Here is a 25,807-nt window from a genome sequence, read left to right on the forward strand (position 1 = left end):
GGTGATGCCATGTCCCTTGAGGAGCTGTACCGCTATGCTAGGGGGTATATGGAGCCGGGCAATGAGGGGGCGAGAAAAAGGTTCAGGGAACTGGCGGAGTTCTTTGAAAAGCTGGAGCTTCCCAGAGGGGGAAGGATCCTTGACCTGTGCGCCGGTACCGGCATAGTCGGAACCGCGGCGGCAAAGGCAACGAACGCCAAAAAGCTAACCCTCCTCGACGCCAGGGCCGAGGATTTGGAGCGGGTTCACGAGTGGATTGAACTTGCCGGACTGGACATCGCCCCGGCGAAGGTTCGCGGGGACGTGAGGGAAGCGGCGAAACTCGTTGGAGAGCACGAGGTCGCGCTCCTCTTCGGCAACACTATGATACACTTCGATCCCTTCGATGCGGTGAGGATATTCGCCAACGTTGCCTTAGCGCTGAGCGAGGACGGAGTTTTCCTCATCGAGGACACCGACAGGGTTTACAGGATATTATACGGCATCGGCTACAAGGAGTTCTTCGTCGAGAGCAAGGGAGAAGACCACACCCTCGCCTCCGTCCACGAGGGATACGACGTCAGAAGGGGGACGTTCAAAAGGACATATTACCTGCTGCCGGGCTTCAAAAAGGTGGGCGAGTTCGACTTCCACCACTGGGACCTGGCGACCCAGCTGGCGATCGGGCGGATATTCTTTGGGGAGGCCAGACTGATACGGCCGGGGGAGCACGGATTCACGCGCGTGGGGGACGTCCTCTACTTCAAACGTCCAAGAAAGGACATCGCCGCGCTCGTCCTCGATGACTTCAGCGGTCCGCGCTGAACGCTATCTCTATCTCCTGTCCCGTGTTCCCATTCTTTACGACGAGATACTGGGCCCCCTCCGAGGTGGTGAGGTTCAGGTTAACCTCCGTCACGTTCTCCCAGCGGAGGACGACGCTGCCAGCGGTGACGTTCTCAAAGTAGCCGGATTCGGAGGTGACGATGTAGACGGAGAAAGGGTGCTCCGCCCTCACGTGCCCCGTCACGTGGGAGCCCGCGGGAAGCCGCTCGGCCTGAAGTGCGCCTGCTCCAAAGTAGCCCCTCTGATACGATGCGCCGGGCAGTAACACCGCGGCATTGGCGACCAGTCCCACGCCCAGTACCACCAGCAGGAGAACCCCCACAGGGATGTAGCCCCTGATTTTCGTCACCATTACTGTCCTACGGCTTTTGTTCTTAAAACCCTTTCGAAACCGGCCTCCAAACAGAAAGCGGAGCCCCCACAGAGCCCCATTTATGCAAAATCTCCAACATACACCGCCCCACCACTGGAAAATCCCGAACCCGCTAGCAGATATATTGGTCACTTTCCAAAAAATGGGGTTTTGTGATCAGAACAGTACGATGATGCAGCATACAAATACGGAAGAAAAGGGAGATGTAATCACAGGGCGTAGTGCTCGGGGCGCCTGTCCCTGAAGACGTCGTTCATCTCGTTGAGCTTCTTGTTCCTTGCCATCCCGAGGTCTATCTCGACAACGGTCGCCTCCTCCTCATCCTCGCTCCCCATCGCCAGCACTTCGGCCCTCGGCGATGCTATCGTGCTCTTCCCGATGAACCTCAGTCCAAACTCCTCGCCGATCCTGTTGGCGGTTATCGTGTAGACACGGTTCTCCAGGGCCCGTATAGGCATCGCCCTGGGAGCGTAGGGCATCACCAGGTTGCTGGGGTGGGCTATGATGTCGGCCCCCTTGAGGGCGAGCGTTCTCGCGGACTCCGGGAAGAACCAGTCGAAGCATATCATGACGCCGACCTTTGCGATCCCGAGGTTGAAAACATGAAAGCCCAGATCCCCCGGCTCGAAGAAGAGCTTCTCACGGTAGAAGAGGTGAACCTTGCGGTATTTGCCTATATATCCGCTGCCTAGTGGGCCGGTAACGACCGCGGAATTGTACAGCCTCCCCCTCTCGTCCTTCTCCGCGGTCCCCGCGACTATGAAGACCCCGAGCTCTCTGGAGAGCTCCATGAGGAACTGGGTCGTGGGTCCGTCGGGTATCTGACCCGCGACTTCCAGAACCTCCTCCCTGCTCCTGAAGTTGTAGCCCGTGTCAAAGAGCTCCGGAAGGACGACCAGCTCTGCACCTTCGTCGGCCGCGGCACGTATAAGCTCCTCGGCTTTCGAGTAGTTCGCCTCCGGTTCCAGAAAAACAGGTTCCATCTGAACGTAGGCCACCTTCATGCCATCACCGTTCGGTGTTTGGTTGAGGAGTTGATAAGGTTAGCGGGTGGATTTCCGGGAAGCATGTCGCAGCAACAGTATGTAACTCACCCCAAACGGTACCAAAACAGGATTGCGATATTGAAGGCAACGCATACATACTGGCAACCATTTTAAACTCCCCGCTTGCCATAACAAGGATGCAAACATGCGAGAAATTGAAGAACCGGAAACCCGCTCTCCCGTTCCGTTTTCCCCGCTTACGGGTGTCCATGAACCTTTTCAGCCGTACGAAAAGTACCTACCCTTCCCCACGGAAAAGCTTAAAAAGGAACCTCCGGAGCTAACCCCTGAGAGAAACTCAGGGGTGATGATCATGAAGAGGCGCCCGAGGAAGTGGAAGAAGAAGGGAAGAATGAGGTGGAAGTGGATCAAGAAGAGGGTCAGGAGACTCAAGAGGCAGCGCAGGAAGGAGCGCGGACTCATCTGATGCTCCTCCTTTTCTCCACCGTTTTCGGTGGTCCCATGTACTCTTTTAAGGACTTCGAGAGCCTCTCACTGGAGATTGAGACCTCCCGCGGGAGGACGCTTCTTATTGCCGACCCCCACATAGGTTTCGAGCTGTCACGCGGGCTGAGGGTAAGAACGCGCTTCGAGGAGCACCTGGCGGAGTTCATCGCCGGAATGGATCCTGACCTTCTCATAATCCTCGGCGACCTGAAGGAGCCAATAGGCCTGAGCTTCACGGTGAAACGCCTCCTTATGGGCTTTTTCTCGAGCCTCAGGGGAATCCCGACAGTCATAACGAAGGGAAACCATGACGGGAGGATAGAGGAGGTCGCCGGGAAGTTCCCCCACGTCGAGGTGACCGACCACCTGCTGGTGGACGACAGGCTCTTCCTCCACGGCCACACAGGACTGCCGGGGGTAGAGTTCGAGGAAGCGTACCTGGGCCACATCCATCCCGCGTACACCCTCAAAAGGGGCGGCGTTTCGAGGAAGATAAAGGTCTTCGTCCGCTCCGGAAGGTTCCTCATACTGCCAACGATAAACCCGTTCATAGAGGGCTTCAACGTGGGGGAGGGGATAAGGATGGTGCCGTTTCTGAGAGGGGTTGACTCGGTGGAGCTGTTCCTCCCGGAGGGAATTTACCTGGGCAGGGTGGACCTCCGATGATGCTCCAAACATCGCGGGCAAAGTTTATAACCCGTATGAAAATAATCCTTCATAAGTGGGAAAGTGGGATTGTCAGGTGAGCGGGATGAGTGATGTCTACGAAAAGCTTGAGGCGCTGCTTCGTTCCCTTGGGGTTAAAAAGACCGAGCTGAGGATTTACCGGCTTCTGCTCGACAAGAAGGAGCCTATGAGGATAACCGAGATACAGAGGGAGCTCGGGATAAGCGAACGCTCGGTCAGGGAGCACGTTCTCAGCCTCTACAGGAGGGGCATTCTGAGGAGAACCCTCATCGAGCAGGGCTGGCTCGGCTACACGTACAGCGCCGTTTCCCCGAGCGAGGTCCTCGAAAACATCAAGCAAAGCCTCGTAAAGAGAATAAACGAGCTGGAGCAGGAGCTGAAAAGCGGCTCCAAATCCAGCAGGAACTAAGCCCGCTCCACGATCCCCGCTGCCTCAAGGATTCCCACGAGCTTTTCCAGCTTTTCTTCATCGATTTCCCCGTATTCCTCCCTGAGCGCCTCAAAGGCCCGCTCCCTGGGAAGTAGTTCCGCGAGCATCAGCAGTTCATGGAGATGCACCAGAACCCGCCGGTCCCGGGTCAGTGAACCGAATTCCTCGGCGAGCTTTTCATCGGCCTCCCTTATGAGGCGCTCCGACAGTAATCCCCTGACCTTCCATCTCAGCCAGGGCTCCGGCTCAAACCTGTGGCCGCTCTCAATGCCCAGGAACCGCGAGTCCCTGGCGAGGCCGGTCATCACGAGGCGCTCAACCTCGTCAGTTTTTCTCTCCCTCGACAGCTCACCAAGGTATTTCATGGCGTATCCACGGGCAAAGCGCTGGAGCTCCTCCCCATCACCCTTCGCAAGGGCCAGGGCGGTCGCGAGGACGGCCCTCCCGATGACCTCAACGCTCTCCCTGCTGACCTTGTCGATGGTGTCCCCGCTGGAGTGGTAGAAGCGGTCCGGCCAGGTTATGGGCATCGTCCCCGGGATTCCGAAGAAGTTGAAGATATCGTGGTCGCTGCCCATCTCGTACGGGAAGCTCTTCAGTCTGAGCCTGGGCAGTGGGCTTCCTGAGAAGCTTTTTCCGGCCTCGTTCGCCAGGTCTAGGTAGTACTCGAGTATCCCAGAGATCACAGAGAAACGGGAGACGGGCGTTCTCACCAGCATTATCGTCGAGCCGGCCCTGTCCGGACTGCCTGCAACCATGTCGAGGTTTATGGCCGCGTAGTACTTTTCTAGGTTGGCGTGGCGCTCGATGAAGGCCTGCGTTCCGTAGTACTCCGGAACCCAGAGAAACGCGAAGCCAAAGCGGAATGAATCGTCGTAGAGACGGGACAGAACGCGCGCCAGCTCCATCAGCATCGCGCTGCCGCTCGCGTTGTCGTTGGCTCCGGGCTTCGGGTGACAGATGTGAGCGGTGAACAGAAGGAACGGCGGCCTCCCAATTTCAGCGTAGAGGATCGGAAGGACCTGGCGCTCGTTTATAACCGTCTCAACCTCAATCCTCGCACTCACGCTCTCCCCGGAGTTCAGCTTTCCGATGATCTCCCTGGCCAGGGTCTCGGGGACGGCCACCGCGGGAATCCTGGCCCATTCAAGGTCGTCCTTCGTGAGGAAGAGCCCTATGTAGGGCACCTCTTCCCCGGTACCCTCACGGTAAGCTATGAAGCCGACCGCCCCCACCTCGTTGGCCCTGCGGTATGCTTCCCTCCACTCGCGTCCCACGAGGACTATCCTGCCCCGTGCTTTTTCCCAGTCCTCCTCCCGGACAACGTGGACAACCTCCCCCTCGGCACTCCCGCCGGGGGAGTGGGCCATGACCACCAGGAGAGTGTCCGCTGTGGTCAGGGTCCTGCCGAGAGCCTCAACGGCACCCCTAACGACGTCCCAGGCTATCGGCGACTTGAGCGTCAGGTACCTGCTCTCACCGTCGTAGACTTCTTCGTAGAGGTTCGCTTCAACCCCCCAGATGCGGAGTTCCTCCAGTATGAAGCGGACCGCCTCAGGGAGCTCCTTCGAGCCCTGTATGCGGTGGAACTGGCTTATCTCAGCGATGTAGTGCAGCACGTTGTTCGGATCAAAAACCCCGGCTTCCTTCAGGAAACATCTCATTCCTTATCACCCAGATGGAGCATTTTGGGAGGTTTAACAAACCTCAGGCTGTCAAGCAGGTCGGGGGGCATGAGAATCCGCGTCGTTTCAATGAATCTGGCGAACTCAACGCGCATCCTTTCCTCTTCGGTGCGCTCTTCCTCCGGAGGGGCGGGCTTAAGGGGTTTTTCTTCCCGCTCACCCTCGATCCTGCCCTTCTCAATGAGACTTAAGTGTATCTCCTCCTCGCGCCTTTTGGCACCTTCAACCCTGCCCCTGCCATATGCTTCCTTGACCAGCTGGTACACGCCCAGTTCCTCAGCGCGAGCGTACAGATCCTCCTTTGTGCTCCTTACCCATTCCGCCCAGTCACTGTGCCCCTTGTACCCCACGAAGTACCCGAACTCGTAGGCCTCTTTCACGAGCCGTTTTGCATCCTGCTTCCCCATGGTACCACCTCAGAACGGGGCCTCCGGGTAAACCCTGATGCCCTCCTCCGTAAAGCGTATTCTTTTCAGGTTGCTGTCGTGGGGAACCCCACGCATTTTGAGAACCTGCAGCGCCCGCACCATCTGGAAGTTGCGCATGAAGTGGTGAAGGACGATAACACCATCTGTGAGATAATACTCGTCGGTGTAGCTCTCGGAGCTCATCATCTCCGAGGTTATGAGTGTTGTTACGTCGAGTTCATGAAGCTTGCGCATGAGCTTGCCCAGCGCCATCCTCTTGTTCTCAGGATCCACCACTGAGTACTCCAGTGAGTTGAATGAATCTATGACGACCCGCTTCGCTTCCTCTTTGCGGATTATCTCCAGCAGGTACTTTATGAGTTCGTCCCAGGCGAACTTTCTGCCCGCCCCGAACAGAATCTGTCCAAAGTCGTTGAAAACAATCTTCCCGGCCTGTACATGGCCGAGCAGCCCGAAGTTGTAGCGGAGCATATCTTGAGTTATGAGCTTGGGATTCTCAAACAGAGACACGAAGAGACCCTTCTCCCCGTTTTTCACCCCGCTCATCAGGAACTGGATACCCAGGGTTGTCTTACCGCTACCGGGGGGGCCGACAACGAGGTAAACCCGCCCCGGAAGAAACCCTCCCCCGATTAGATCATCCAGTCCCGGGACACCGGATGGGGCCCTGTCGAGGCTCTTAAGGAGCTCACCAACGTACATCGGACTCACCTCCCGCTGTGTAATAAACTGAGGATATATTTAAGCATGTGGGCAGCTAAATTGGAAAAAGAACAAACCCTTGCAATCGCCACAAGCTCAGCCCCAAGTCACGTGCCGGTTAACGAGGAAGCGGACGATGAAGGAAACCACTATGCCGATGAGGTTTGCGATGAGGTAATGCATGCCCAGATAGACAAGACCCGCGTAGATGGTCCACTGCACAACTGCACCCGTGAGTGCGGCGACGTGGAAGGTGGCGAGCCTCCTCCAGAGGGGCTTTCTCTTGAGGTCCCTGAAGGTCCAGAGGTCGTTCCAGGTGAAGTTGTTGAGTATCGCCAGTTCGGTCGCCGGGATGTTGGAGAGTATCTTGTCCCAGCCGAGGAAGTTCACAAAGGCCCACAGAAAGCCCTCGTTCACCACGACGCCTGAGAGACCGACGAGGGTGAACTTGATGAGCCGGTCAAGCTCGCCCTCCCAGCGCATGAGCCTGTAAACATGCTTGAGGTAATTCACCATGGTCTTCGTTCCCAGTTTGCTCTCGCCGGCGTGCCTCAGGCCAAAGGTGAAGGGAACCTCCTGGACTTCCCTGTATCTGCCCTTTATGAGAATCTCCATGAGTATTTTGAAGCCTATCGGGTTGAGCTCGGCCCCCTCAAGGACCTCTCTCCTGAGGGCGAAAAAGCCGCTCACCGGGTCCTTAACGTCCCTTATCTTTGGAAGCGCCAGGCGCCCTATCATTATCGCGCCCTTTGATATGATCTTCCGGTACCAATACCAGTTCCTAACACCGCCGCCTGGAACGTACCTGCTCGCTATGGCAACGTCGGCTCCTTTTTCAATGGCGTTTAGAAGCTCCGGGATAACCTCAGGAGGGTGTTGCAGGTCAGCGTCCATAACGACGAAGACGTCGCCGGCGGCTTCTTTGAAACCTCTGATAACCGCGGAGGAGAGTCCCTTTTCCTCCGTCCTGCGGATAACTTTCACAGGGTACTTTGCCGCCAGGCTCCTGGCGAACTCCCAGGTCCCATCGGGGGAGTCGTCATCAACGACGATGATTTCATACTCGTAATCCTTAAGCACCTGGTTTATCCTTTCAAAAAGCTCCGCAAGGTTGTCCCTCTCATTGTACGTCGGGATGATTACAGAAACCTTCACCGCCCTTCCCTCCGGTGCACCTGAATACATCCGTAAACTTTATAAACACTGCGAAGTCCTTAAGAGCGGGCAGTGGGGCCGTGGGGTAGCTTGGCCTATCCTTCCGGCTTCGGGAGCCGGGGACCCGAGTTCGAATCTCGGCGGCCCCACCAGATTCCAATGTCTTCTAGTTGGTGTTTCACTTCGGAGAAGGAAGCATGTTGCAAAACTTTGCGAAGGTTGGGTTGCAGGGCAAAGCTTATAAAACCCCTCTGCGGTTATCCCATCGGACGTGGGCCGGTAGCTCAGCCTGGTTAGAGCGCGGGGCTTTTAACCCCGTGGCCGCGGGTTCGAATCCCGTCCGGCCCGCCAGCCCAAATTCATTAAACGCATTTCTGCCATCGCTTCATCTACTGGGGTTCTTCTGTGTTCATTTGATTTATACCTAAAAGAGTGCTACTATCCAAACCAAGAAAAGGATTAAGGGCGGTTCAAATCCTGATCGGCGCACCGAAGGCCCTGTCACCGGCATCGCCTAGGCCCGGGAGTATGTAGCCCTTCTCGTTCAGCTCCCTGTCTATCGCGGCCACGAATATCTCAACGTCCGGGTGGGCCTCCTTTATTCTGCTTATCCCCTCCGGCGCTGCCAGAACGCCAACTATGACGTAGCGCTTGGCATCCCCGTACTTCTTGACCTCCTCGAGAACCTTGATGAGGGTTGAGCCGGTCGCTATCATGGGGTCGGCTATGATAACCGTGTCGTCCGGCTTTACCTGGGGTACCTTAACGTACTTCATCTCTATCTCGAACTTGGGGGCCTTGCCGCGGGAGGCGGATACGATGCCGACCCTGGAGTGGTCGAGAACCTTGATGAGGCCCTCCATGAGGGGTATGGCCGCGCGGAGAACCGTGATTATGATGACGTTGCGCCTGTCCTTTATCAGCGTTCCCTCGGTTTCTTCGAGCGGGGTCTTTATGGGGACCTTCTCGATTTCCATGGTCTTCGTCAGCTCGTAGGCCATGTAGCGGCCGAGCTTGACGAGGCCCTTCCTGAAGGCTATCGGCCCGGTTCTCTCGTCCCTGAGCTCCGTCAGTATCTCCATGATGAAGGGGCTGTCCTCAAAGGAGTAAACACCTTCCCAGCGTCCGTCCCTCTTCATGCTCTCACCGAAACCCCTTCGGTGGGGGGTTTATTAGGCTTCCGTCTGCCAATTCAACCCCATAATGTATCAGTTTTTTGACTGATCCTCGATGATGCGCATCATCCAGGTGCCGCGCAGGAACCAGGCAAGGGCCACTATCGCCGCTATGAAGTTGCTCATTCCCATGCCGAAGAACACACCTTTGCTCGTGAAGTCGAAGAGCTCCGCGAGAGGTATCGTGATTCCCAGGACTGTGATGGCCCCTATGTAACCGAAGGCGTAGCTGAGGGGAATCCTCAGTCCCCAGAGGCGGAATATTCCAAGGGCCATACTCTTCTTGGTATGGCCTGCGGAGCTGAAGGTTCTGTTCACGACTATGAAGATGCCGTTGAAGAATGGCACGGAGATCAGGAAGTACTTGAGAACCACCGCGCTCTCTCTGATGACCGCTGGATCGTTAAGGAAGAATCGGAATATCTCTACTCGGAAGGCACCTATCACAAGAACCGCGAGGCTCGCTATGGTAAAGTTTATTACCATCGTCCTCTCCGCTATCTTCTTTGCCCTCCCGTAGTTCTCCGCCCCGACGTTCTGGGCTATCATGGTTCCCATCGCCATGCTTATACCCCTCGATATGCCCGTCAGGAAGTTCACAAGGCGGGTGGTTATGGTGTAGGCCGCGTAGGTAACGTCGCCAAAGCCGAAGATGATTCTCGTGAGTATAACGAAGCCGAAGCTGTTTGCGGACTGGCCTATACTCGAGGGGAGGCCGACTCTGAAGAGCTTTCCGTAAAATTCGAAGTCCGGCCTGAGGCTTTCGAGGCTCAGGCTTATTCCAACGCGGTCCGTGAAGAGGAGGTAGAGTCCAATGGCCGCTCCGACGACGTTGGCTATGACGGTCGCCAGCGCCACCCCGGCCACGCCGAGCTCAGGGAAGCCCAGCCAGCCGAAGATGAAGAGGGGGTCCAGGGCTATGTTTATCAGCACGGTGAGGAGCGTTATCTTGACGGGCGTCTTTGTGTCGCCCGCGGCCCTCATGAGGGCACCAAAGGCCATGAACGCGAAGGAGAACGGCAGTCCAAGGAAAACTATGGTGGCGTAGGTCAGGGAGTAGGGGTACACGTTCTCGCTCACGCGCATAAAGTGGAGGGCGTAGGGGAGGATCAGGAGGGCTGTCACAGCCGTCGCGACCGAGAAGAACGTCATGAGTGAGTAGAGCGCCCCCGCGGAGCGGTTGGCCTTGTCGTACTCTTCCGCTCCAATGTACTGACCGACGAAGGCGAAGCCAGCGGTTGTGAAGCCCATCCCGAGGGCCATCAAAGTGCCTATTATCGGCCACACGGTTCCGGGGGCGGATAAGGCTTCCCTGCCGAGCTTCCCCAGCCAGAAGGTGTCCGTTATGTTGTACACCACCTGAACCAGGTTGTTTACTATGAGCGGTCCCGCGAGGATGAGGAGGGTTTTCTCTATCGGGCCATTCAGTATCTGGTCCCTCATTCTCTGGATTTTCTCGCCCTTCATCTTCACTCAGACCGCAATCGAAACGCTGCTATAAAAGGTTTATGATTTTTCCTGGCCGCAGATTGTCCTCAAAAACGTCCTCAGGAAGTCAAGCCCACCCCCATGGTTGACCACTCCCGGATGAACCGAGAGGTAGAAAGGAATCCCCTCCTCAGATGCTTTCCTGTAGTCATGGAGGGCGACGGACAGTCTGTCGTCCACCTGGTTCTCACCTATGTACCACGTGTACTCACGGTTCCATATCCTCTGCCGGGTTCCGTTGGGGAGTATGAGCCAGTTGGGCATGACAACGGTGAGGTTGTGCTCCAGAATGGCCCGGAGGGATTCGTTGTTGAGCGCCCACGCGGGCGGGAGAAAAAGGGTGAGGTTGCCGAACCCGAGGGAGCTCAACAGTGCTGTGGCGTTGTCAAGCTTCTCGTTCGCCGTCTCGTAGGAGCAGTTGAACTCGTGGTAGGTGTGCCCGTAGCCGTGGAGCTCCACCCTGTAGCCCCTCCGCTGAAGTTCATGGAGATAGTTCACAAAATCTGGGTGGTCCAGGAGGCTCCACTCGTCCCCGTAGTGGGTGGTGTCAAAGACCGGAATCACGAAAAGAACCGTCCTGTTGGAGTAGTTGTACTCATCGAGAACCGCTATAATCTGCCTGATGTCATCGAAGTAGTATGGGGTAACGTCGTGGACGAGGATTAATGGCCGCTCGTTGTGGGTTTTCCGTTCCTCTTTTCCGACCGTGATTCCCGAGGTGCTCTCGCTTTGGTTTGTGCTGTGGGAAAATCCCCCGTCCCGGGGTAGGGTGTACGGAGCGTTATGGGCGATGCTTCCGGCTATAACCGTCAGAACGGCCAGGATGATGAGCATGAGGGCGAGGTGCCTGGTCCCCAAGGGGTTCACCGGGTGATACTCTGCACCCGAATAATAAAAAGTTTACTGTCCGGGGGAGTGGTCCTCGATGATGCGGCTCATCCAGCTCCCGGTCAGGAACCAGGCGAGCGCAACAACCGCGCCGAGAACGTTGCTCAGACCCATCCCCAGCCACATTCCGGCGGTGTCCTTCATGAGGATTCCAAGGCCGTAGCTGAGGGGAAGCCTCAGCCCCCAGAGGCGGAGCATGCTCAGCACCATGCTCTTCTTGGTGTGTCCTGAACTCTGGAAGACGTTGTTTACCGCCGAGAATATGCCGAAGAAGGGCAGCGATGCGGAGAAGTACTTGACGACCTTCGCACTCTCCGTTATTATCGCGGGGTCGTTGATGAAGAAGCTGAATATCTCGACGCGGAAGAGGGCGAAGAGGAGCGTCCCAACGCTCAGGATGGCAAAGTTTATCGCCATCGTCCTCTCGGCTATGGTTTTGGCCCTGTCGTAGAGCTTCGCACCGACAGTCTGGCCGACCATCGTGCCCATGGCCATGCTTATTCCGTCCGAGAAGGCGAACATGAAGTTGGTGAGCCTGTTGGTTATCGAATACGTCGCAAAGGCCACGTCGGCGTCTCCGAACTGGCCGCCCAGGGTGAAGATTATCCTGGTGAGTATGACGAAGCCGAGGGCGGTGGTTGAGGAGCCTATACTGGATGGTATGCCCACGCGGAAGATGCGCTTGTAGAACTCCGGGTCCGGCTTGAGACTCTCACGGGTGAGGTGTATGCCAACCCTCCCCGTGAAGAGGAGGTATCCACCAACGAGGGAGCCAAGGCTGTTGGAGAGCATCGTGGCTACGGCAGCACCGACGACTCCCAGCTCCGGAAAGCCCGCCCAGCCGAAGATGAAGAACGGATCCAGGACCAGGTTGAGAAGCACGGTGGCTATGTTTATCTTGACGGGCGTTTTGGTGTCGCCTATAGCCCTTAGGAGGAAGTTGAAGGCGAAGAGGGTGAAGGAAAAAGGTATTCCCGCGAATATGACGCGGGTGTAGTCGAGGGCGTAGGGATAGACTGTATCGCTCACGTTCATAAACCCGAGGAGGTACGGGGCGGAGACCACGCCGAATACCCCAACCCCAATCGCGAAGAGCATCATGAGGGAGTAGAGCGCTCCAGCGGCACGGTTGGCCTTGTCGTACTCCTTTGCCCCTACGTACTGGCTGACGAAGGCAAAGCCTGCCGTTGCGAAGCCCATCCCCAGTGCCATGAAAAACCACACCAGAGGCCACGCCGTTCCAGGTGCTGCAAGCTCCTCCCTTCCGAGCTTACCCAGCCAGAACGTGTCGGTGAGATTGTACAGTACCTGAACGAGCTGGTTTACGATTAGCGGATAGGCTAGCAGGATGAGCGTTTTAACTATCGGTCCGCTAACTATCTGGTCCCGCATCCTCTCTATCCTTTCGCCCTTCATTGAGATGGCTATCGAAACGTTGGTATAAAAAGTTTATTGTGGATAAAAGAGCCAGCCCATGGAAGAACGGCGATATCCGGATTCAGAAAACGTCTACCAAAAACGAATAGATAGAAAAGAGGGGTGGAAGGCTTCACTCGCGGAGGGCCTTCCTGGCGGCCTCAAGCCTGAGCCTGGCCTCTTCCCTGGCGACGGTCTTCCTGACGAGCTCGACGGCGTCCGGGTTGGCGCTGACGCTGTCGATGCCGAGCCTGACGAGGAGCTTGACCATCCTCGGGTCGCTGCCGGCCTGGCCGCAGATGCTGGTCTCGACGCCGTGCTTCTTGCAGACCTTGATGACGTTCTCGATGAGCTTGAGAACGGCCGGGTGCTTCTCGTCGTAGAGCTTGAAGACGCGCTCGTTGTCCCTGTCGATGGCGAGGGTGTACTGGGTGAGGTCGTTGGTACCGAAGCTGACGAAGTCAAGGCCCTCCTTGATGAGGTCTTCGATGATGAGGGCGCTGGCCGGGGTCTCGATCATGACGCCCCACTCGACGTCCTTGTGCGGAACGAGGCCGACCTCAAGGGCGATCTCCTTGGCCTTCCTGACCTGCTCCGGGTGGCTGACGAGCGGGAGCATGACGCCGATGTTGTCGTAGCCCTCGTCGACGAGCCTCTTGATGGCCTTGAACTCGGCCCTGAGGAGCTCCGGCTGGTCGAGACCGCGCCTGATTCCTCTCCAGCCGAGCATCGGGTTCCTCTCGTCCGGCTCCTCCTCTCCGCCCGGAAGCTCGCGGAACTCGTTGGTCGGAGCGTCGAGGGTCCTGTACCAGACGCGCCTCGGGTAGAAGGCCTCGACGACGGTCCTGATGCCCTCGACGAGCTTCTCGACGAGCTCCTCCTCCTTGCCCTCCCTGATGAACTTGATCGGGTGGGCACCGATGCCGAGGATCATGTGCTCGGCCCTGAGGAGACCGACACCGTCGGCGCCGGTGGCGGCGGCGCGCTCAGCGACCTCCGGCATGGAGACGTTGACCTTGACCTCGGTGGCGGTGACGAGCGGGGCACCAGCAACGACGACCTGGCCTCCAGCCTTCTCTTCCTCCTCCTTCTTGACGAGGCTCTTGACTATGCCCTCGTAGACGACACCCCTGGTACCGTCGACGGTGACGAGCATGCCGTCCTTGAGGAGCTTGGTGGCCTCCTTGGTACCGACGACGGCCGGGATGCCGAGCTCACGGCTGACGATGGCGGCGTGGCAGGTTCTTCCGCCCTCATCGGTGACTATAGCGGAGGCCCTCTTCATGGCCGGGACCATGTCCGGGTTGGTCATGGTGGTGACGAGGACGTCGCCCTCCTTGACCTTGTCGATCTCGCTCGCCTCGAATATGACGACAACCTTACCGGCACCAACGCCGGGTGAAGCTCCAAGACCCTTGAGAAGGACGTTCATCTCCTCGGTCATCTCAGCCTCCTCCGTTTTAACCTCATCCTTAAGGGTGGTGATCGGCCTGGACTGGACGATGTAGAGCTTGCCGTCGTCCTTGTCGTAGGCCCACTCGATGTCCTGCGGCCAGCCGTAGTGCTCCTCGATCTTGGCACCGATCTTGGCGACCTCGATGATCTGCTCCTCGGTGAGAACCTGCTTCTCAACCCACTCGGGGCCGAGGTGGTCGGCGACCTTGACGTAAACGGTGCCCTTGCCGGTCTCCGGGTTGCGGACGACCATGACTTCCTTCTTGGCGATGTACTTCTCCTTTATCTTCCAGGTGCCCTTCTCGACGATGTACTCGTCCGGGGAAACGCTGCCGCTGACGACGGCCTCACCGAGGCCCCAGGCGGCGTTTATCATTATCTCGCTCCTGTCGTTGGTGACCGGGTTGGCGGTGAACATAACACCGCTGGTCTCGCTGTTGACCATCTTCTGGACGACGGCGCTGAGGTAAACCTTGCTGTGGTCGAAGCCCTGCTTGGCCCTGTAGAAGGTGGCCCTGGCGGTCCAGAGGCTGGCCCAGCACTTCTTGACCTTGTCTATAACGTCATCAACGCCGTAGACGTCGAGGTAGGTCTCCTGCTGGCCGGCGAAGGAAGCCTCCGGGAGGTCCTCGGCGGTAGCGGAGCTCCTAACGGCGACGTAAACGGCGTCCTTGTTGTACCTGGCGCTGAGCTTCTTGTAGGCGTCCTCAATCTCCTGGGCGATCTCGGGGAGCATCGGGAGCTCGATTATCTTCTGCCTGATCTTGGCGGTGTTCTCCTGGAGCTGTTTGCTGTCATCGACGTTGGTCTCGGCGATGACGCCCATAATCCAGTCCTGGAGAACGGTACCGTCCTCAAGCTTAACGTTCTCGACGAAGTACTTGTAGGCCTCGGCGGTAACACAGAATCCGGGCGGGACGGGTATTCCCGCGTTGGTCATTTCTCCGAGGTTGGCACCCTTTCCACCGACGAGGGGAACGTCGGTCTTCCTGAGGTCCTCAAACCATCTTATAAACTTGTATTCGCTCATGCGAATCCCTCCACAATCGTTTACTGCGGGTGATATATCGAAGGTTCATATTTAAAATTAACTATCCAGAGGTGTTCTCCAGCGTACAGGAATGAAAGGGAAAGCTAATGTGTCCATCGGCGCTTTAAGGTACCCTAATTCTCCTTTCTGGCGTATATCTTGAACTTTCCGTTGTAGAACTCCATGGCGAGGTCATAGTTTCCGCTCTCCTCGATGTTTAGATGGTCAGTCGGCTCCTTCAGTATAATGATGTCGTAGTACCCCCTGAAGATTTTGTCCCGGACGCTCTTCCTGTCGAGCAGCATATCCACGGCGGCGTGGGGATAGTAAAAGCCCGCCACCGTGTACATGTCCGGTGAGACGAGGATTCTTTCCCCATCGTAGTTTGTCACTGCGTAGCCCATGACCTCAGACTTGTATCTCCCGAACTCGTTCCACGTCTCCTTCAGCCCCGCCGCCCGGACAGCTACGGGCACCGTTAGTATCAGCGCAAGGATGAGGACGACAAGGGCCGTGTGGCCTGCCCCGATTCTCCTTCCTGTTCTCTCAGAGATTGCAGTAATGTGGTCAGCGGCCAGCCACACTCCCTCCGCCGCCAGTATCCCAATCGCAGGCGAGAGGAACGTTATGAAGCGCGTCTCCTTGTGGGTGACGGTAAGTATTCCCATGAGCCCCACGAGAAGCCAGCTTATGAGCAGCCAGCCTTCGTCATCCTTTTTGAGCCTGATGAAGCCCAGGACTGCGAGTGCAGGGAGCAGAAGGCCAACGTCCTCACGGAGCAGGTGCAGGTAGTCCGAAACCGAAACGGGCCTGTCGAGCGTCACCACCCTCGATGCCACGCTGAACGGTCTGAAGGGACCGCCGTAGTGCAGGTGCCCCATGTAAAGCCATGGGGCGAGGGTGAGGCCGAGGAGGGTGAAGCCGACCCAGTACTCCCTCTTCTTGACCCATCCCCAGTGGTCCGTGAGCCACAGATACGCTATGAATACTCCGAGTATGGAAAGCCCGGTGTAGCGGGTCAGGATGGCGAGGCCCGCGGATACGAAGGACATGTATATCCTGTGGGGAGCGCCCCGCTTTCTGCCCGTGTAGAGCAGATAGACCGCCAGGGTGTAGAAGAATGTAAATTCGCTGTGCACGAGCTCCCTGGTTGCCATGGTGAACGCCAGGGGGTTGAAGATGTAGAACAGACTCGCGGCGATGCCTTTGAAGGGGTTCCCGAACATCTCCACCGCGAGCAGATAGGTTAGAGCGGCGGTTAATGCGAAGAACAGCATCGAGACCGTCCGGGCAGCGGTGAGCTGTGAGTACGGCTCATGGATGGAGCGGTATGGGATAGAGAGGGTGTACGGGTAGAGCGGCGGCCGGTACATCATGTAGACCCCCTGGTAGGTGAAGTCCGTGATGTCCTCCGCGAGGTTCCTTGCGATGTCTATGTAAAGCGCGCCGTCGTATGTTACGGTGTTTGACGGGGGCATCGTCAGCAGGCTGACGCACAGGGCCAGGAGGAATGGAACCAGGAATATCAGTGACTTCTTTTCCATACGTCCACCTCCACCGACAGGTACGCCAGGAAAGCCATGGCTGAGAGGAAGAACGCGTCCACCCCAATCGGGACCATCAGGGTCATGAGGGTCACCGACAGGACCGCGGTTGGTCTTCTCCTCTCCGCGTCCGCGAGTGCCATCCCCAGGAAGGCCCCCTCAATCAGTCCAAGGAGCCCGAAATCGTAGGCGGGCTGGCCGAAAAGCGTGTACGTGTACCCGACGTCCCGTCCAAAGAGGGAGCCGACGTAGCCCTTGGGATCGGTTGAGAACAGTATTCCCCTCTTCCCCCAGGGCATTCCGAGGTGAAAGAGCCTTTCGTAAACCGTGTACGTCACACCGGGTCTGTAGAGGAGGGTCTCAAAGAACCCCAGGCTCCATCCGGGATACGTCCGGACGGTGGTGTAGTACCTTATCACAAACACCGCGAGGAGGGTTAGGAGCACGGCCCCGATTATGAAGTAGCTCCTCTTCTGGATACCCGTCTTTGGATTCCCCTGCTGCACCATCCGCAGGAAATAGGCCAACGCTACCGCCAGCCCTATCGTCCGGAAGGTCGAGACCGCCGCTATCGCCTCCCCAAGGAGGAACATCCTGAAGTCCGGCTTCAGGGACAGCACAACAACCGTGAAGTAACCCGCCGCCAGGTAGAACAGCCTGAAAACGGAGTACCTTGCCTCGGGCCTGAGAATGGGCACGGCCCCCGCTGCTATAGGTATTATAAAGAGCACGAGCACGACGAAGGTCAGGATGATCCGGAGCTCCCTGCGGGCGTTCTCGGGGTTACTCTCAACGCCGCGCGCTTCGTAGTGTATAATCACCTCTGTGGCTCCGATTATAGCTATTGCCAGGATGAGGCCCCACCACCCAAGGAGGGACAGAACGACAACCAGCACTGCCAGGTAAAGCTTGGTCTTGTAATCATCCCCAAGCTTTCCGCTCAGGCGATACGAAACCGCGATAGCCCCGAGAAACGTCAGTGCGTATGCCAGGGGTGCCGCCTCAGGCCCGGGTGTGAGGTCTGAGTACACGGTTTTTGAAATCAGGGCCGTGATGAGGTAAAGAATGGCCGACGCCCAGAAGACGGTGCTGAGCCTCATGACCCGATCCCACCGGGTTCCCTCTTGGCGCGCCTCCACCCTGTGATGATTATGTACGCCCCGAGGCCGAAGAGAAGGTACACCGGGAGGTCGAGTATCCCGGTCTCGACGCCGACGATACCGTAGGCTAGGGTTGAATAGTAGATGGTCATCGTAACCGGATGAACTGCCCTTCCAATCATACCGTAGTAAACGCCGAGCAGAAATCCCTCGATGACCGCAAACACTCCAAAGTCCAGATACATGCCGCCGAGGAGGGTGGGAGTTATGGTGACGCCAGTGTGCACGTATAGGAACTTAGCCACAAGTCCTCTGGGAGAATAGCCCCCTGCAAGGTACGATTTTATTCCAGACCACTGAAGGTAGCCGTGGTAGAGGCCCTTCCAGCCTGCCCTCCATACTATGATATCAAGGACTGAAGTTGAACTCTGAACCCGCGTCCACAGGCTTCCCAGTGTTTCGCCCCTGAGGAACGTTATCCCAAGTCCGAGGACAATGAGGGCCGCTATGGCGGCGGCAGCGTGTTGGAGTCTGATCCTTCCCTCTCTCCTCATCCCTTCGTAGTACGCGGCGCCGAGGGCTATAACGCTGACGAGGACGGGGGTTCTGTAGGCGTAGAGCGCGACCGCTATGGGATAAACCAGGGCGTATCTCCTTCCCCTCAGAAATAGGTATACGCTGGAGGGCACGCCGAGGAAATATGTAAGTGCGGTGAGTCTGGGGTTGAGGCTGGTCCTGACCGCGGGGTTGAGGATGGGAACGCTCCGGAGCATCAGAATCTGCAGCCCTATTATCGCTATCGAGATCCAGAACGCCCATACTATGTACCTCTCATCGATATCCAGCCCCCGGTCGTCCCATCCTATCTCGGCTCCCCTGTAAATCCCTAGAATTATTGAAACCGCAAACGCCACGCCCATCGCCATCGTCTTCGGCTCTGCCAGGCCGAGGGATATGAATCCTATGAACAGCAATGGGATGAGGAGGGGCAGTTCCTTCATCCAGTCCTCACCTCAATGATCTTCAGGGGCAGGTTTCTCTCATCCGAGTTCACAATGAGTGTCCCGTAGAGGTACACCCTGTAGTCGCCAAGGTACTCCCTGAGGAACTCTACCGGCACCATGTTGGTGCTTATAACCGCCCCGTTGCCGCTCACCTGGTTTATTGTGACGGAGCCGTATGAGAGGTAGTCGGCCCGGTACTTGAGCATCCCGAGCTGTATTGGGCTTATCTCTCCCTCTATGTAGATTATGCCGCTGAACCTCTCGGAGTAGGCGTCAACGGTTATGTTATCGATTATACCGTTCAGCTCCCCCAGCCGCGGGGGAAGCTCGTAGACGTAGACCTTTCCGCGGTAGTCCACCTTTATGAGCCTGGCCCTTAGGTCTTCCTTCGTGGCGCTTGGACCTCCCACGCTCAGCACCTTTCCACCGGATATGATGTTTATCGTTGATCCTCGGACGCTCAGAAGTGTTCCTGTAACGGTCTCCCCTTCAACGGTCTCCACGGTTATCGTTACGTTGAACCCCTTGGTCAGGAGTCCGAAGGCATGGTTGGCGGCCTCGTATATTTCGCCGCCCTGATAATGTTGCGTGTAGTAATTGAAAGCCACCCCGAGGATCGCCACGACCACAACAGCGGCTAAAACCTTCTCTCTGTTCATACGCTCTCACCACGCTACCCGCTGAGTCCATGTGCCGCCCGGCGGTTTTTATATGTTTTTGTGGATTTTATACTCCTTGCATTTGTGTTGTGATATTTTTAAAATTGCAGTGTATGGTGTTCCATGATGGTACCAACACAGCGTGATTAAGTCTCCAATGCCCATAAATAGCCACTAATGGTGTTACATGGGTGGCTAATCCTTTTTTATTACTCCCACGAACGAAATCTTTATATTCATGCGGCATTTACAGTATGGGTGACCATTACAACATGGAGGTGTCAGGATGAATCGGAAGGCCTTGAGTCTTTTGATTGTTGTAGTGATGGTGCTGGCGGTGGTTCCGGCAGCGTTGCCAGTAGCGTCTGCTGGGACAACATTGTCTGCCACTAACCAATCTGCACTCACGGGTAGCAGTGATTCTCAGCCCACTTATCCGGTGGTTTCCAAAGAAGTCTCAACAGCTGCTCTGAATGCAATCATGGCAGGTCAGCCAAACATGGTTCTTATAGTCAGGGTGAAGGACGGAAAACTTGAAGAGGCCAAAAGTGAGCTTGAGGCACTTGGTGCGAAGGTTCTCGATGAGAACAAGATTCTCAACATGCTTCTCATAAAGATCAAGCCCGAGAAGGTCAAGGAGCTGAACTATGTTTCAGTGCTTGAGAGGGCGTGGCTGAACAAAGAGCGGAAGCTCGTACCCCCCGACACTAGGGAGGTTCTCTCAACCAAAACCAATGCCCTCCCAGGAAAAGCTGAGCCCAAGATGTACAACAGCACCTGGGTAATAAACGCGCTTCAGTTCATACAGGACATCGGCTATGACGGAAATGGAACCGTTGTTGCTGTTCTCGACACTGGAGTTGACCCGAATCACCCTTTCCTGAACATAACTCCAGAGGGGAAGAAAAAGATAATAGACTGGCGGGACTTTACGGACGAGGGATACGTGGATACCCAGTACCAGTTTGACGATGTTACCAATGGTGTCCTTATAGTAAACAAGACGTTTGTCGTCTTCGCTGGCCTTAAAGTAAACAGCTCAACCGGCTACATGGAGTACGTTACCGAGACTCTGCACATAGACAACGTCACAATCGGCGGCATAACCTCCGCCAACGGAGTTTATCACTTCGGTCTCCTCCCGGAGAGGTACTTCGACCTGAACTTTGACGGCGACACCGACGACTTTTACCCGGTGCTTCTCGTTAACTCAAGCGGGAATGGCTATGATGTGGCATACGTTGATACTGACCTTGACTTCGACTTCACAGATGAGGTGCCACTTGGGCAGTACAATGAGACTTATGACGTTGCTGTTTTCAGCTACTCTAACTATGGGCCCCTTAACTATGTTCTTGCGGAGATAGACCCCAGTGGAAGCTATGCCATCTTTGGATGGGACGGTGGGGAGCACGGAACCCACGTTGCTGGAACCATAGCCGGCTACGACAGCAACAACGATGCATGGGACTGGTTGAGCCAGTACAGTGGTACCTATCTGGAGTGGTGGACTGAAGCTAAGATTCAGGACTTCAACCTAGACACCACCCAGGGTGTTGCTCCAGGAGCGCAGATAATGGCTGTTAGAGTCCTTACGAGTGCGGGAAGAGGTACGCTTTGGGATATCCTTGATGGAATGACATATGCTGCAACACACGGTGCCGATGTCATAAGCATGAGTCTGGGTGGCAATGATCCGTTGCTTGATGGCACCGACCTAGAGAGCCTCGCGGTGGACGAGCTAACCGAGAAATATGGCGTTGTGTTCGTTATAGCTGCGGGTAACGAGGGACCTGGTATAAACATAGTGGGCAGACCCGGAGTTGCCTCAAAAGCGATAACCGTTGCGGCTGCAGTTGTTCCAATAGAGTATGAGACGTACATAACGTTCTACTATGGAGGATACTACTACGGTGAACCAGATATCTTCTTCCAAAATAGTTATTATGCAAGAGACACCGGCTATGATAACATAAGAATCGCATACTTCTCCAGCAGGGGTCCAAGGGTAGATGGAGGTTTCAAGCCTGATATAGCAGCTCCTGGATACTGGATATACTCCTCAATTCCAATGTGGAGCAAAGGTAAGTATGCCCCAGCACCCGCGGCGTATTTCATGCCGGGAACCTCAATGGCAACTCCACACGTCAGCGGTGTCGTTGCACTCCTCATAAGCGGTGCAAAGGCCGAGGGGGTAGACTACTGTCCGGAAAAGATAAAGAAAGCCCTAGAAAGCGGCGCCACCTGGCTTGAGGGCGACCCGTACCTAGGACAGGAGTACACTGAGCTCGACCAGGGACACGGTCTCGTGAACGTTACCAAGTCATGGGATATTCTGAAGGCAATGGCCGGAATGAAGCTTCCGATGGTTGACCACTGGGCGAACAAGTCATACAGCGACTTCGCCGAATACCTCGGCGTTGACGTGATAAAGGGCCTCTACGCCAGGAACTCGGTGCCGAAGACAGTTGACTGGCACATCAAATACGTCGGGGACACCAAGTACAGAACGTTCAACGTCTATGCAACCGAGCCGTGGATAGAGGTTCCGGTAAGCAGCATTACCCTTGTGAACAACACGGACTTCGTCCTTACAGTTGACTACGACACTACCGGTTTAGCTCCGGGTCTTTACGTCGGCAGAATAATAATTGACGACCCAACCACCCCCGTCATCGACGACGAGATCTTGAATACCATTGTCATCCCGGAGAACTTCACCGAGGAGAACAACTACACGCTTAAGTGGGAGGATTCCAACGGGGCCCATATGCAGACTCACCACTTTGTTAGAATCCCGAAGAACGTTAATGGGCTTTGGACAGAGGTTGAATACAGTAATTACCTTGCGTACGGTATATATGCTCCCTACGGAATGTATGTGTTCCCGTACCAAGTCTCCACCGAGCCATATGTTGTTACAAACCCAGTACCTGGGGTATGGGAACTAGTGACTTCAGGATTCAACTGGGAGTACCCAACGGGATACGTTGGAAACCTCACTGCTTCCATCTACGGCGTCAACGTAACGCCCGACGTCTGGCAGGTCAGCAGGGTGTACGGAGACAACAACACCAACTTCACTGTTAAGTTCAGCATAAAGAACATTTACGCCCTAATTAACGCGAGCATCGTCGCTATCGGCCTTGGAACGTACAGCGCGAGCATTGAGAGCGTTGCTGACGGTGAGTACTTCATAAAGGGCATCGAGGTTCCGGAGGGAGTCAGGCAGCTTAAGATAAAGATAGGTAATCCAAGCGTAAAGAATGCAGACCTCGACCTGTACCTCTACAACAGCAAAGGTAAGGAAGTCGTTGATCCGGACACTTACGTAGGTCCAACTGCTAATGAAGAGATAGTCGTTGATTATCCGGCTTCAGGAAATTACTCAATTGTCGTTGAAGGCTTCGACGTTAAGGACGAGAACGGCAATCCAACGACGACGACCTTTGATCTAGTTGTCCAGATGGTTGTGGACAACGGCAACATTAAGCTCGATAAAAGCAGTGTTATTCTTGGAATTGGAGAGAGTGCCAATGTTACAGCCAATATAACAATTCCAAAGGACATGTCTGCGGGAGTTTACTCTGGGCTCATTGAAGTACTTGACCTCAACATCTATCGGGACGTCTATGATTACTGGTTTAGCACATCAATAGACTCAGGTTACTCTGAAAGCGAGGCAGATGAAATAGCAAGTGAAATAGCACACCAAGAAGCAGTACTTACAACGGTTCCAATAACCCTCATCGTTGACAAGGCGACCATGGCCGTTGGCATTGACTCCACAACTGCAGTTCTCAGTGAGCCTAAAGAGTTCAAGCTGACGGTGAAGAACGCCGTCAATGGAGAGCCCGTCCCCAATGCGACCGTTGAAATTGAGGGTGTTAAGTACACCACCAACGAAAACGGTACCGTCAAGTTCAACTATACTGCGACGAGCTTTGAGGACACTATTGACGTAACGGTAACCGCCGACAACTTTGTTACCTACGAGGGCTCCTTCAAGCTTACAGTTAGTGAACCCGAAACTAAACCTGTGACCAAGCCATCTGCGGCTGTTGCATCGGAAGAGCCAGGAGCCAATGTTCAGTTCGACCCAGAGGAGGACATGACGGTTAAGGGCAATGAGGTTACATTAACAGTCAATGGAAGCACTGGAAAAACGGCCACAATCATGGTCAAACTGCCAAAAGGTGCACAGATTAGGGAGGTATCTGCTGAACCAGAGGGGCACCTTGTCGACTGGTGGACTGAGGACGGCGAGAAGGCGACTTACCTCTTCGTGAAGGTTAGATTTGCATCCCCCGTCACTGTATCAGTAAAGTACAGTGTGCCGACTAGGTCATCCATCCCGACCCTCAACTTCATCGGCTACCGCTACTACAACATGTACCTCGAGCAGTTCAACGAGCTCTACCAGAAGGCCCTCGAGCTCGGCGTCGACAACGAGACCCTCCAGCAGGCCCTCAGCCACAATGAAACCGCCGCAGAGTACTACAGGACTGCGGAGGAAATCGCGGGCGGCAACATGCTGCTCAACCTCGGGGACATCAAGCTGCTCCTGCCGCTGAGGCAGGCATACCTCCACGAGATGAAGGCAGTGAAGATACTCCAGAAGGCCATTGAGGAACTCGAAGGCTCAGAGGGCTGATGCCCTCAACTTTCTTCCTTTCTCGATTTTTATCCGACGCACCAACCCTTTTAAACCTGCCCGCGTTTCTCACTCCGGTGGCGCTCATGATATACGTTAAGATATACCGGGTCCAGGGGGAGGTTCTCCTGGCGGCCTGCGACGAGGAGCTCCTTGGAAAGACCTTCAGGGAGGGCGACCTCAAGCTCGAGGTCAAGGAGCGGTTTTATAGGGGGGAGCTGGTCGAGGAAGACGCCTTGGGGCCCCTGCTGCGCGAAGCCACGATAGCCAACCTCACCGGCGAACGCTGTGTCTCCAAGGCAATAGAGCTCGGCTACGTTGATGAAGACAGGGTCCTCAGAATTCAGGGTGTTCCACACGCACAGATGGCCCGGCTCTTCCTCTGAGCTACCTTTTTAAACCTCTCCCCGCACCAACCACCGGTGAGAGAGATGAGCGAGAGGTTCTGCTACAGGTGCGGGATAAGCGAGAGCGAAGGAGGGCCGCTGATAGATGGACTCTGCCAGGTCTGCTTCAGAAAGGAGAACCCGGTTTTGCTGATTGAGAGCGAGATCAACACGGAACTCTGCCAGAACTGCGGGAGCTACAGGAAGAGGGGCGTCTGGGTTGATCCAGCGAGCTATGACCTTGAGGAGCTTATATTCGAGGTGGCCGAAAACGCCCTCCTTGAGGCCCTCGAGGATTCCTTCAGCGAGAAAACCGTGGAGTACGAGGTGGTCTCCCCGGAGGAGCTTGACGAAATTGACGAGCTTCCAGTTGGACGGGCCGCGGTGGCCTTTGAACCCTCTGACTTTCACCTTGAACACTTTCCGGCAATAGTGACCTACGGGGTTCGTGTAAAGGCCAGGATTCACGAGCTCCAGCGCGAGCTCCACGACGAGACCAGGTACGTTACGGTCTATGTTCGCCAGACCGTCTGTCCGCGCTGTTCCAAGTTCCTCGGCGGCTACTTCGAGGCCATACTCCAGGTCCGTGCCGAGGGCAGGCCGCTGACTGAGGAGGAACGGAAGGCCATAGGAAAGCTCGTCGAGGAGAAGGTGGACGAGATAATGCGCAGGGACAGGATGGGCTTCATCCAGGACACCATAGAGAAGGAGGAAGGCATGGACTTCTACATGGGCTCGACTTCAAGTGCCAGGAAACTCGCCCAGGCGATAAAGGAGCGCTTTGGCGGAACGATAAGCGAGGCCTACGAGCTGGTCGGCGTTGACAGACAGACCAGTAAGGAGGTTCACCGCGCGAGCGTGAGCATCAGGATTCCGAAGTTTCAAAGGGGGGACCTGGTGACGGACAGGCGCGGCAACGTTTACACCGTGGAGAATGTGGACGGAAAGGGTATGACGCTCACCAACCTGGTCACCCGTGAGACGGAGCGCCGCGACTGGAAGACCGTGAAGAGGGAGGGCATAGATGCGGTGGAGGGCGAAAGAAAGGAAGCCATGGTGACCAGTATAACCCCGACCGAGGTCCAGCTAATGGACATGGAGACGTATGAAACCTATGAACTGGAGAAGCCGCGCATGGAGCTCAGAGAAGGCGAGGTCTATCGCATGGTGGAGGTTAAGGGCAGGAAGTACTTCCTCGGAAGAAAGGAATGACCCGTTTCTGTCCCACCA

Annotated in this window: 21 protein-coding genes and 2 tRNA genes; 8 read left to right on the forward strand and 15 right to left on the reverse strand. The window is 56.0% G+C overall.

Annotation, left to right across the window (positions count from 1 at the left end):
- Window positions 1–9 precede the first annotated feature (9 nt).
- The gene (locus FH039_RS03690; RefSeq protein WP_139680253.1) at window positions 10–804 is read left to right on the forward strand and encodes a methyltransferase domain-containing protein; all 795 of its coding nucleotides are present in this window, start codon (window positions 10–12) and stop codon (window positions 802–804) included.
- On the opposite strand, the gene FH039_RS03695 is transcribed toward FH039_RS03690, so the two are convergent.
- Both FH039_RS03695 and FH039_RS03700 read right to left on the reverse strand, forming a co-directional pair.
- Window positions 788–1,177, reverse strand: a complete 390-nt coding sequence (locus FH039_RS03695; RefSeq protein WP_240703267.1) for a multidrug transporter — start codon at window positions 1,175–1,177, stop codon at window positions 788–790. The genes FH039_RS03690 and FH039_RS03695 overlap by 17 nt on opposite strands.
- 230 nt (window positions 1,178–1,407) lie before the next feature.
- Entirely contained in the window at window positions 1,408–2,202 is a 795-nt protein-coding gene (locus tag FH039_RS03700) for a nitrilase (RefSeq protein WP_139680254.1), read from the reverse strand.
- Window positions 2,203–2,706: 504 nt separating this feature from the next.
- Between FH039_RS03700 and FH039_RS03705 the strand changes: the two genes are divergently transcribed.
- Together FH039_RS03705 and FH039_RS03710 are read left to right on the forward strand one after the other, a co-directional pair.
- On the forward strand, window positions 2,707–3,357 hold the full coding sequence (locus FH039_RS03705; protein ID WP_139680255.1) for a metallophosphoesterase: 651 nt from the start codon (window positions 2,707–2,709) through the stop codon (window positions 3,355–3,357).
- A gap of 85 nt (window positions 3,358–3,442) precedes the next feature.
- Window positions 3,443–3,787 (forward strand): transcriptional regulator, encoded by a 345-nt coding sequence (locus tag FH039_RS03710; RefSeq protein ID WP_139681618.1) that lies wholly within the window; start codon window positions 3,443–3,445, stop codon window positions 3,785–3,787.
- Here FH039_RS03710 and FH039_RS03715 read toward each other — a convergent pair.
- The 4 genes from FH039_RS03715 to FH039_RS03730 all read right to left on the reverse strand — a co-directional run bounded on the left by FH039_RS03715 (window position 3,784) and on the right by FH039_RS03730 (window position 7,808).
- On the reverse strand, window positions 3,784–5,472 hold the full coding sequence (locus tag FH039_RS03715) for a DUF4910 domain-containing protein (protein ID WP_139680256.1): 1,689 nt from the start codon (window positions 5,470–5,472) through the stop codon (window positions 3,784–3,786). The two genes, FH039_RS03710 and FH039_RS03715, sit on opposite strands and share 4 nt — an antisense overlap.
- On the reverse strand, window positions 5,469–5,900 hold the full coding sequence (locus FH039_RS03720; protein WP_139680257.1) for a hypothetical protein: 432 nt from the start codon (window positions 5,898–5,900) through the stop codon (window positions 5,469–5,471). The genes FH039_RS03715 and FH039_RS03720 overlap by 4 nt, the downstream gene beginning before the upstream one ends.
- Before the next feature lie 9 nt (window positions 5,901–5,909).
- Window positions 5,910–6,623 (reverse strand): RAD55 family ATPase, encoded by a 714-nt coding sequence (locus FH039_RS03725; RefSeq protein ID WP_139680258.1) that lies wholly within the window; start codon window positions 6,621–6,623, stop codon window positions 5,910–5,912.
- A gap of 96 nt (window positions 6,624–6,719) precedes the next feature.
- Window positions 6,720–7,808 (reverse strand): glycosyltransferase, encoded by a 1,089-nt coding sequence (locus FH039_RS03730; protein ID WP_240703268.1) that lies wholly within the window; start codon window positions 7,806–7,808, stop codon window positions 6,720–6,722.
- A gap of 44 nt (window positions 7,809–7,852) precedes the next feature.
- On the opposite strand from FH039_RS03730, the gene FH039_RS03735 reads away from it, so the two are divergent.
- Window positions 7,853–7,930 (forward strand) — tRNA-Pro (locus FH039_RS03735).
- A gap of 121 nt (window positions 7,931–8,051) precedes the next feature.
- Window positions 8,052–8,129 (forward strand) — tRNA-Lys (locus FH039_RS03740).
- A gap of 119 nt (window positions 8,130–8,248) precedes the next feature.
- Here the strand turns inward: FH039_RS03740 and upp are convergent.
- The 9 genes from upp to FH039_RS03785 form a co-directional block, all read right to left on the reverse strand.
- Window positions 8,249–8,917: a uracil phosphoribosyltransferase gene (upp, locus tag FH039_RS03745; RefSeq protein ID WP_139680259.1), complete on the reverse strand. Its 669-nt coding sequence runs from the start codon at window positions 8,915–8,917 to the stop codon at window positions 8,249–8,251.
- A 69-nt stretch (window positions 8,918–8,986) separates the two neighbouring features.
- On the reverse strand, window positions 8,987–10,420 hold the full coding sequence (locus FH039_RS03750) for an MATE family efflux transporter (RefSeq protein ID WP_139681620.1): 1,434 nt from the start codon (window positions 10,418–10,420) through the stop codon (window positions 8,987–8,989).
- A gap of 39 nt (window positions 10,421–10,459) precedes the next feature.
- The gene (locus tag FH039_RS03755) at window positions 10,460–11,308 is read right to left on the reverse strand and encodes a DUF2334 domain-containing protein (protein ID WP_240703269.1); all 849 of its coding nucleotides are present in this window, start codon (window positions 11,306–11,308) and stop codon (window positions 10,460–10,462) included.
- 33 nt (window positions 11,309–11,341) lie between these two features.
- Window positions 11,342–12,745 carry an MATE family efflux transporter gene (locus FH039_RS03760; RefSeq protein WP_139680260.1) on the reverse strand — a complete coding sequence of 468 codons (1,404 nt, stop codon included), beginning with the start codon at window positions 12,743–12,745 and terminating at the stop codon, window positions 11,342–11,344.
- Between the two features lie 133 nt (window positions 12,746–12,878).
- Window positions 12,879–15,230, reverse strand: coding sequence for a phosphoenolpyruvate synthase (gene ppsA, locus FH039_RS03765; protein WP_139680261.1), 2,352 nt, complete (start codon window positions 15,228–15,230; stop codon window positions 12,879–12,881).
- A gap of 134 nt (window positions 15,231–15,364) precedes the next feature.
- Entirely contained in the window at window positions 15,365–16,774 is a 1,410-nt protein-coding gene (locus tag FH039_RS03770) for an ArnT family glycosyltransferase (protein WP_139680262.1), read from the reverse strand.
- Window positions 16,756–17,874 (reverse strand): hypothetical protein, encoded by a 1,119-nt coding sequence (locus tag FH039_RS03775; protein ID WP_139680263.1) that lies wholly within the window; start codon window positions 17,872–17,874, stop codon window positions 16,756–16,758. The genes FH039_RS03770 and FH039_RS03775 overlap by 19 nt, the downstream gene beginning before the upstream one ends.
- Window positions 17,871–18,875 (reverse strand): hypothetical protein, encoded by a 1,005-nt coding sequence (locus tag FH039_RS03780; protein WP_139680264.1) that lies wholly within the window; start codon window positions 18,873–18,875, stop codon window positions 17,871–17,873. Before FH039_RS03780 ends, FH039_RS03775 begins: the two co-directional genes overlap by 4 nt.
- Entirely contained in the window at window positions 18,872–19,537 is a 666-nt protein-coding gene (locus tag FH039_RS03785; RefSeq protein ID WP_139680265.1) for a hypothetical protein, read from the reverse strand. Before FH039_RS03785 ends, FH039_RS03780 begins: the two co-directional genes overlap by 4 nt.
- Window positions 19,538–19,823: 286 nt before the next feature.
- Here FH039_RS03785 and FH039_RS03790 point away from each other — a divergent pair, with 286 nt between their 5' ends.
- The 3 genes from FH039_RS03790 to FH039_RS03800 all read left to right on the forward strand — a co-directional run bounded on the left by FH039_RS03790 (window position 19,824) and on the right by FH039_RS03800 (window position 25,789).
- Window positions 19,824–24,191, forward strand: a complete 4,368-nt coding sequence (locus tag FH039_RS03790; RefSeq protein ID WP_139680266.1) for a S8 family serine peptidase — start codon at window positions 19,824–19,826, stop codon at window positions 24,189–24,191.
- 86 nt (window positions 24,192–24,277) lie between these two features.
- Window positions 24,278–24,577 (forward strand): DUF424 domain-containing protein, encoded by a 300-nt coding sequence (locus FH039_RS03795; RefSeq protein ID WP_139681622.1) that lies wholly within the window; start codon window positions 24,278–24,280, stop codon window positions 24,575–24,577.
- A gap of 45 nt (window positions 24,578–24,622) precedes the next feature.
- Complete coding sequence (locus FH039_RS03800; protein ID WP_139681623.1) at window positions 24,623–25,789, forward strand: 60S ribosomal export protein NMD3; 1,167 nt, start codon at window positions 24,623–24,625, stop codon at window positions 25,787–25,789.
- The last annotated feature ends 18 nt before the right edge of the window (window positions 25,790–25,807 follow it).

It is taken from the genome of Thermococcus indicus (assembly GCF_006274605.1).
Classification (GTDB): domain Archaea; phylum Methanobacteriota_B; class Thermococci; order Thermococcales; family Thermococcaceae; genus Thermococcus; species Thermococcus indicus.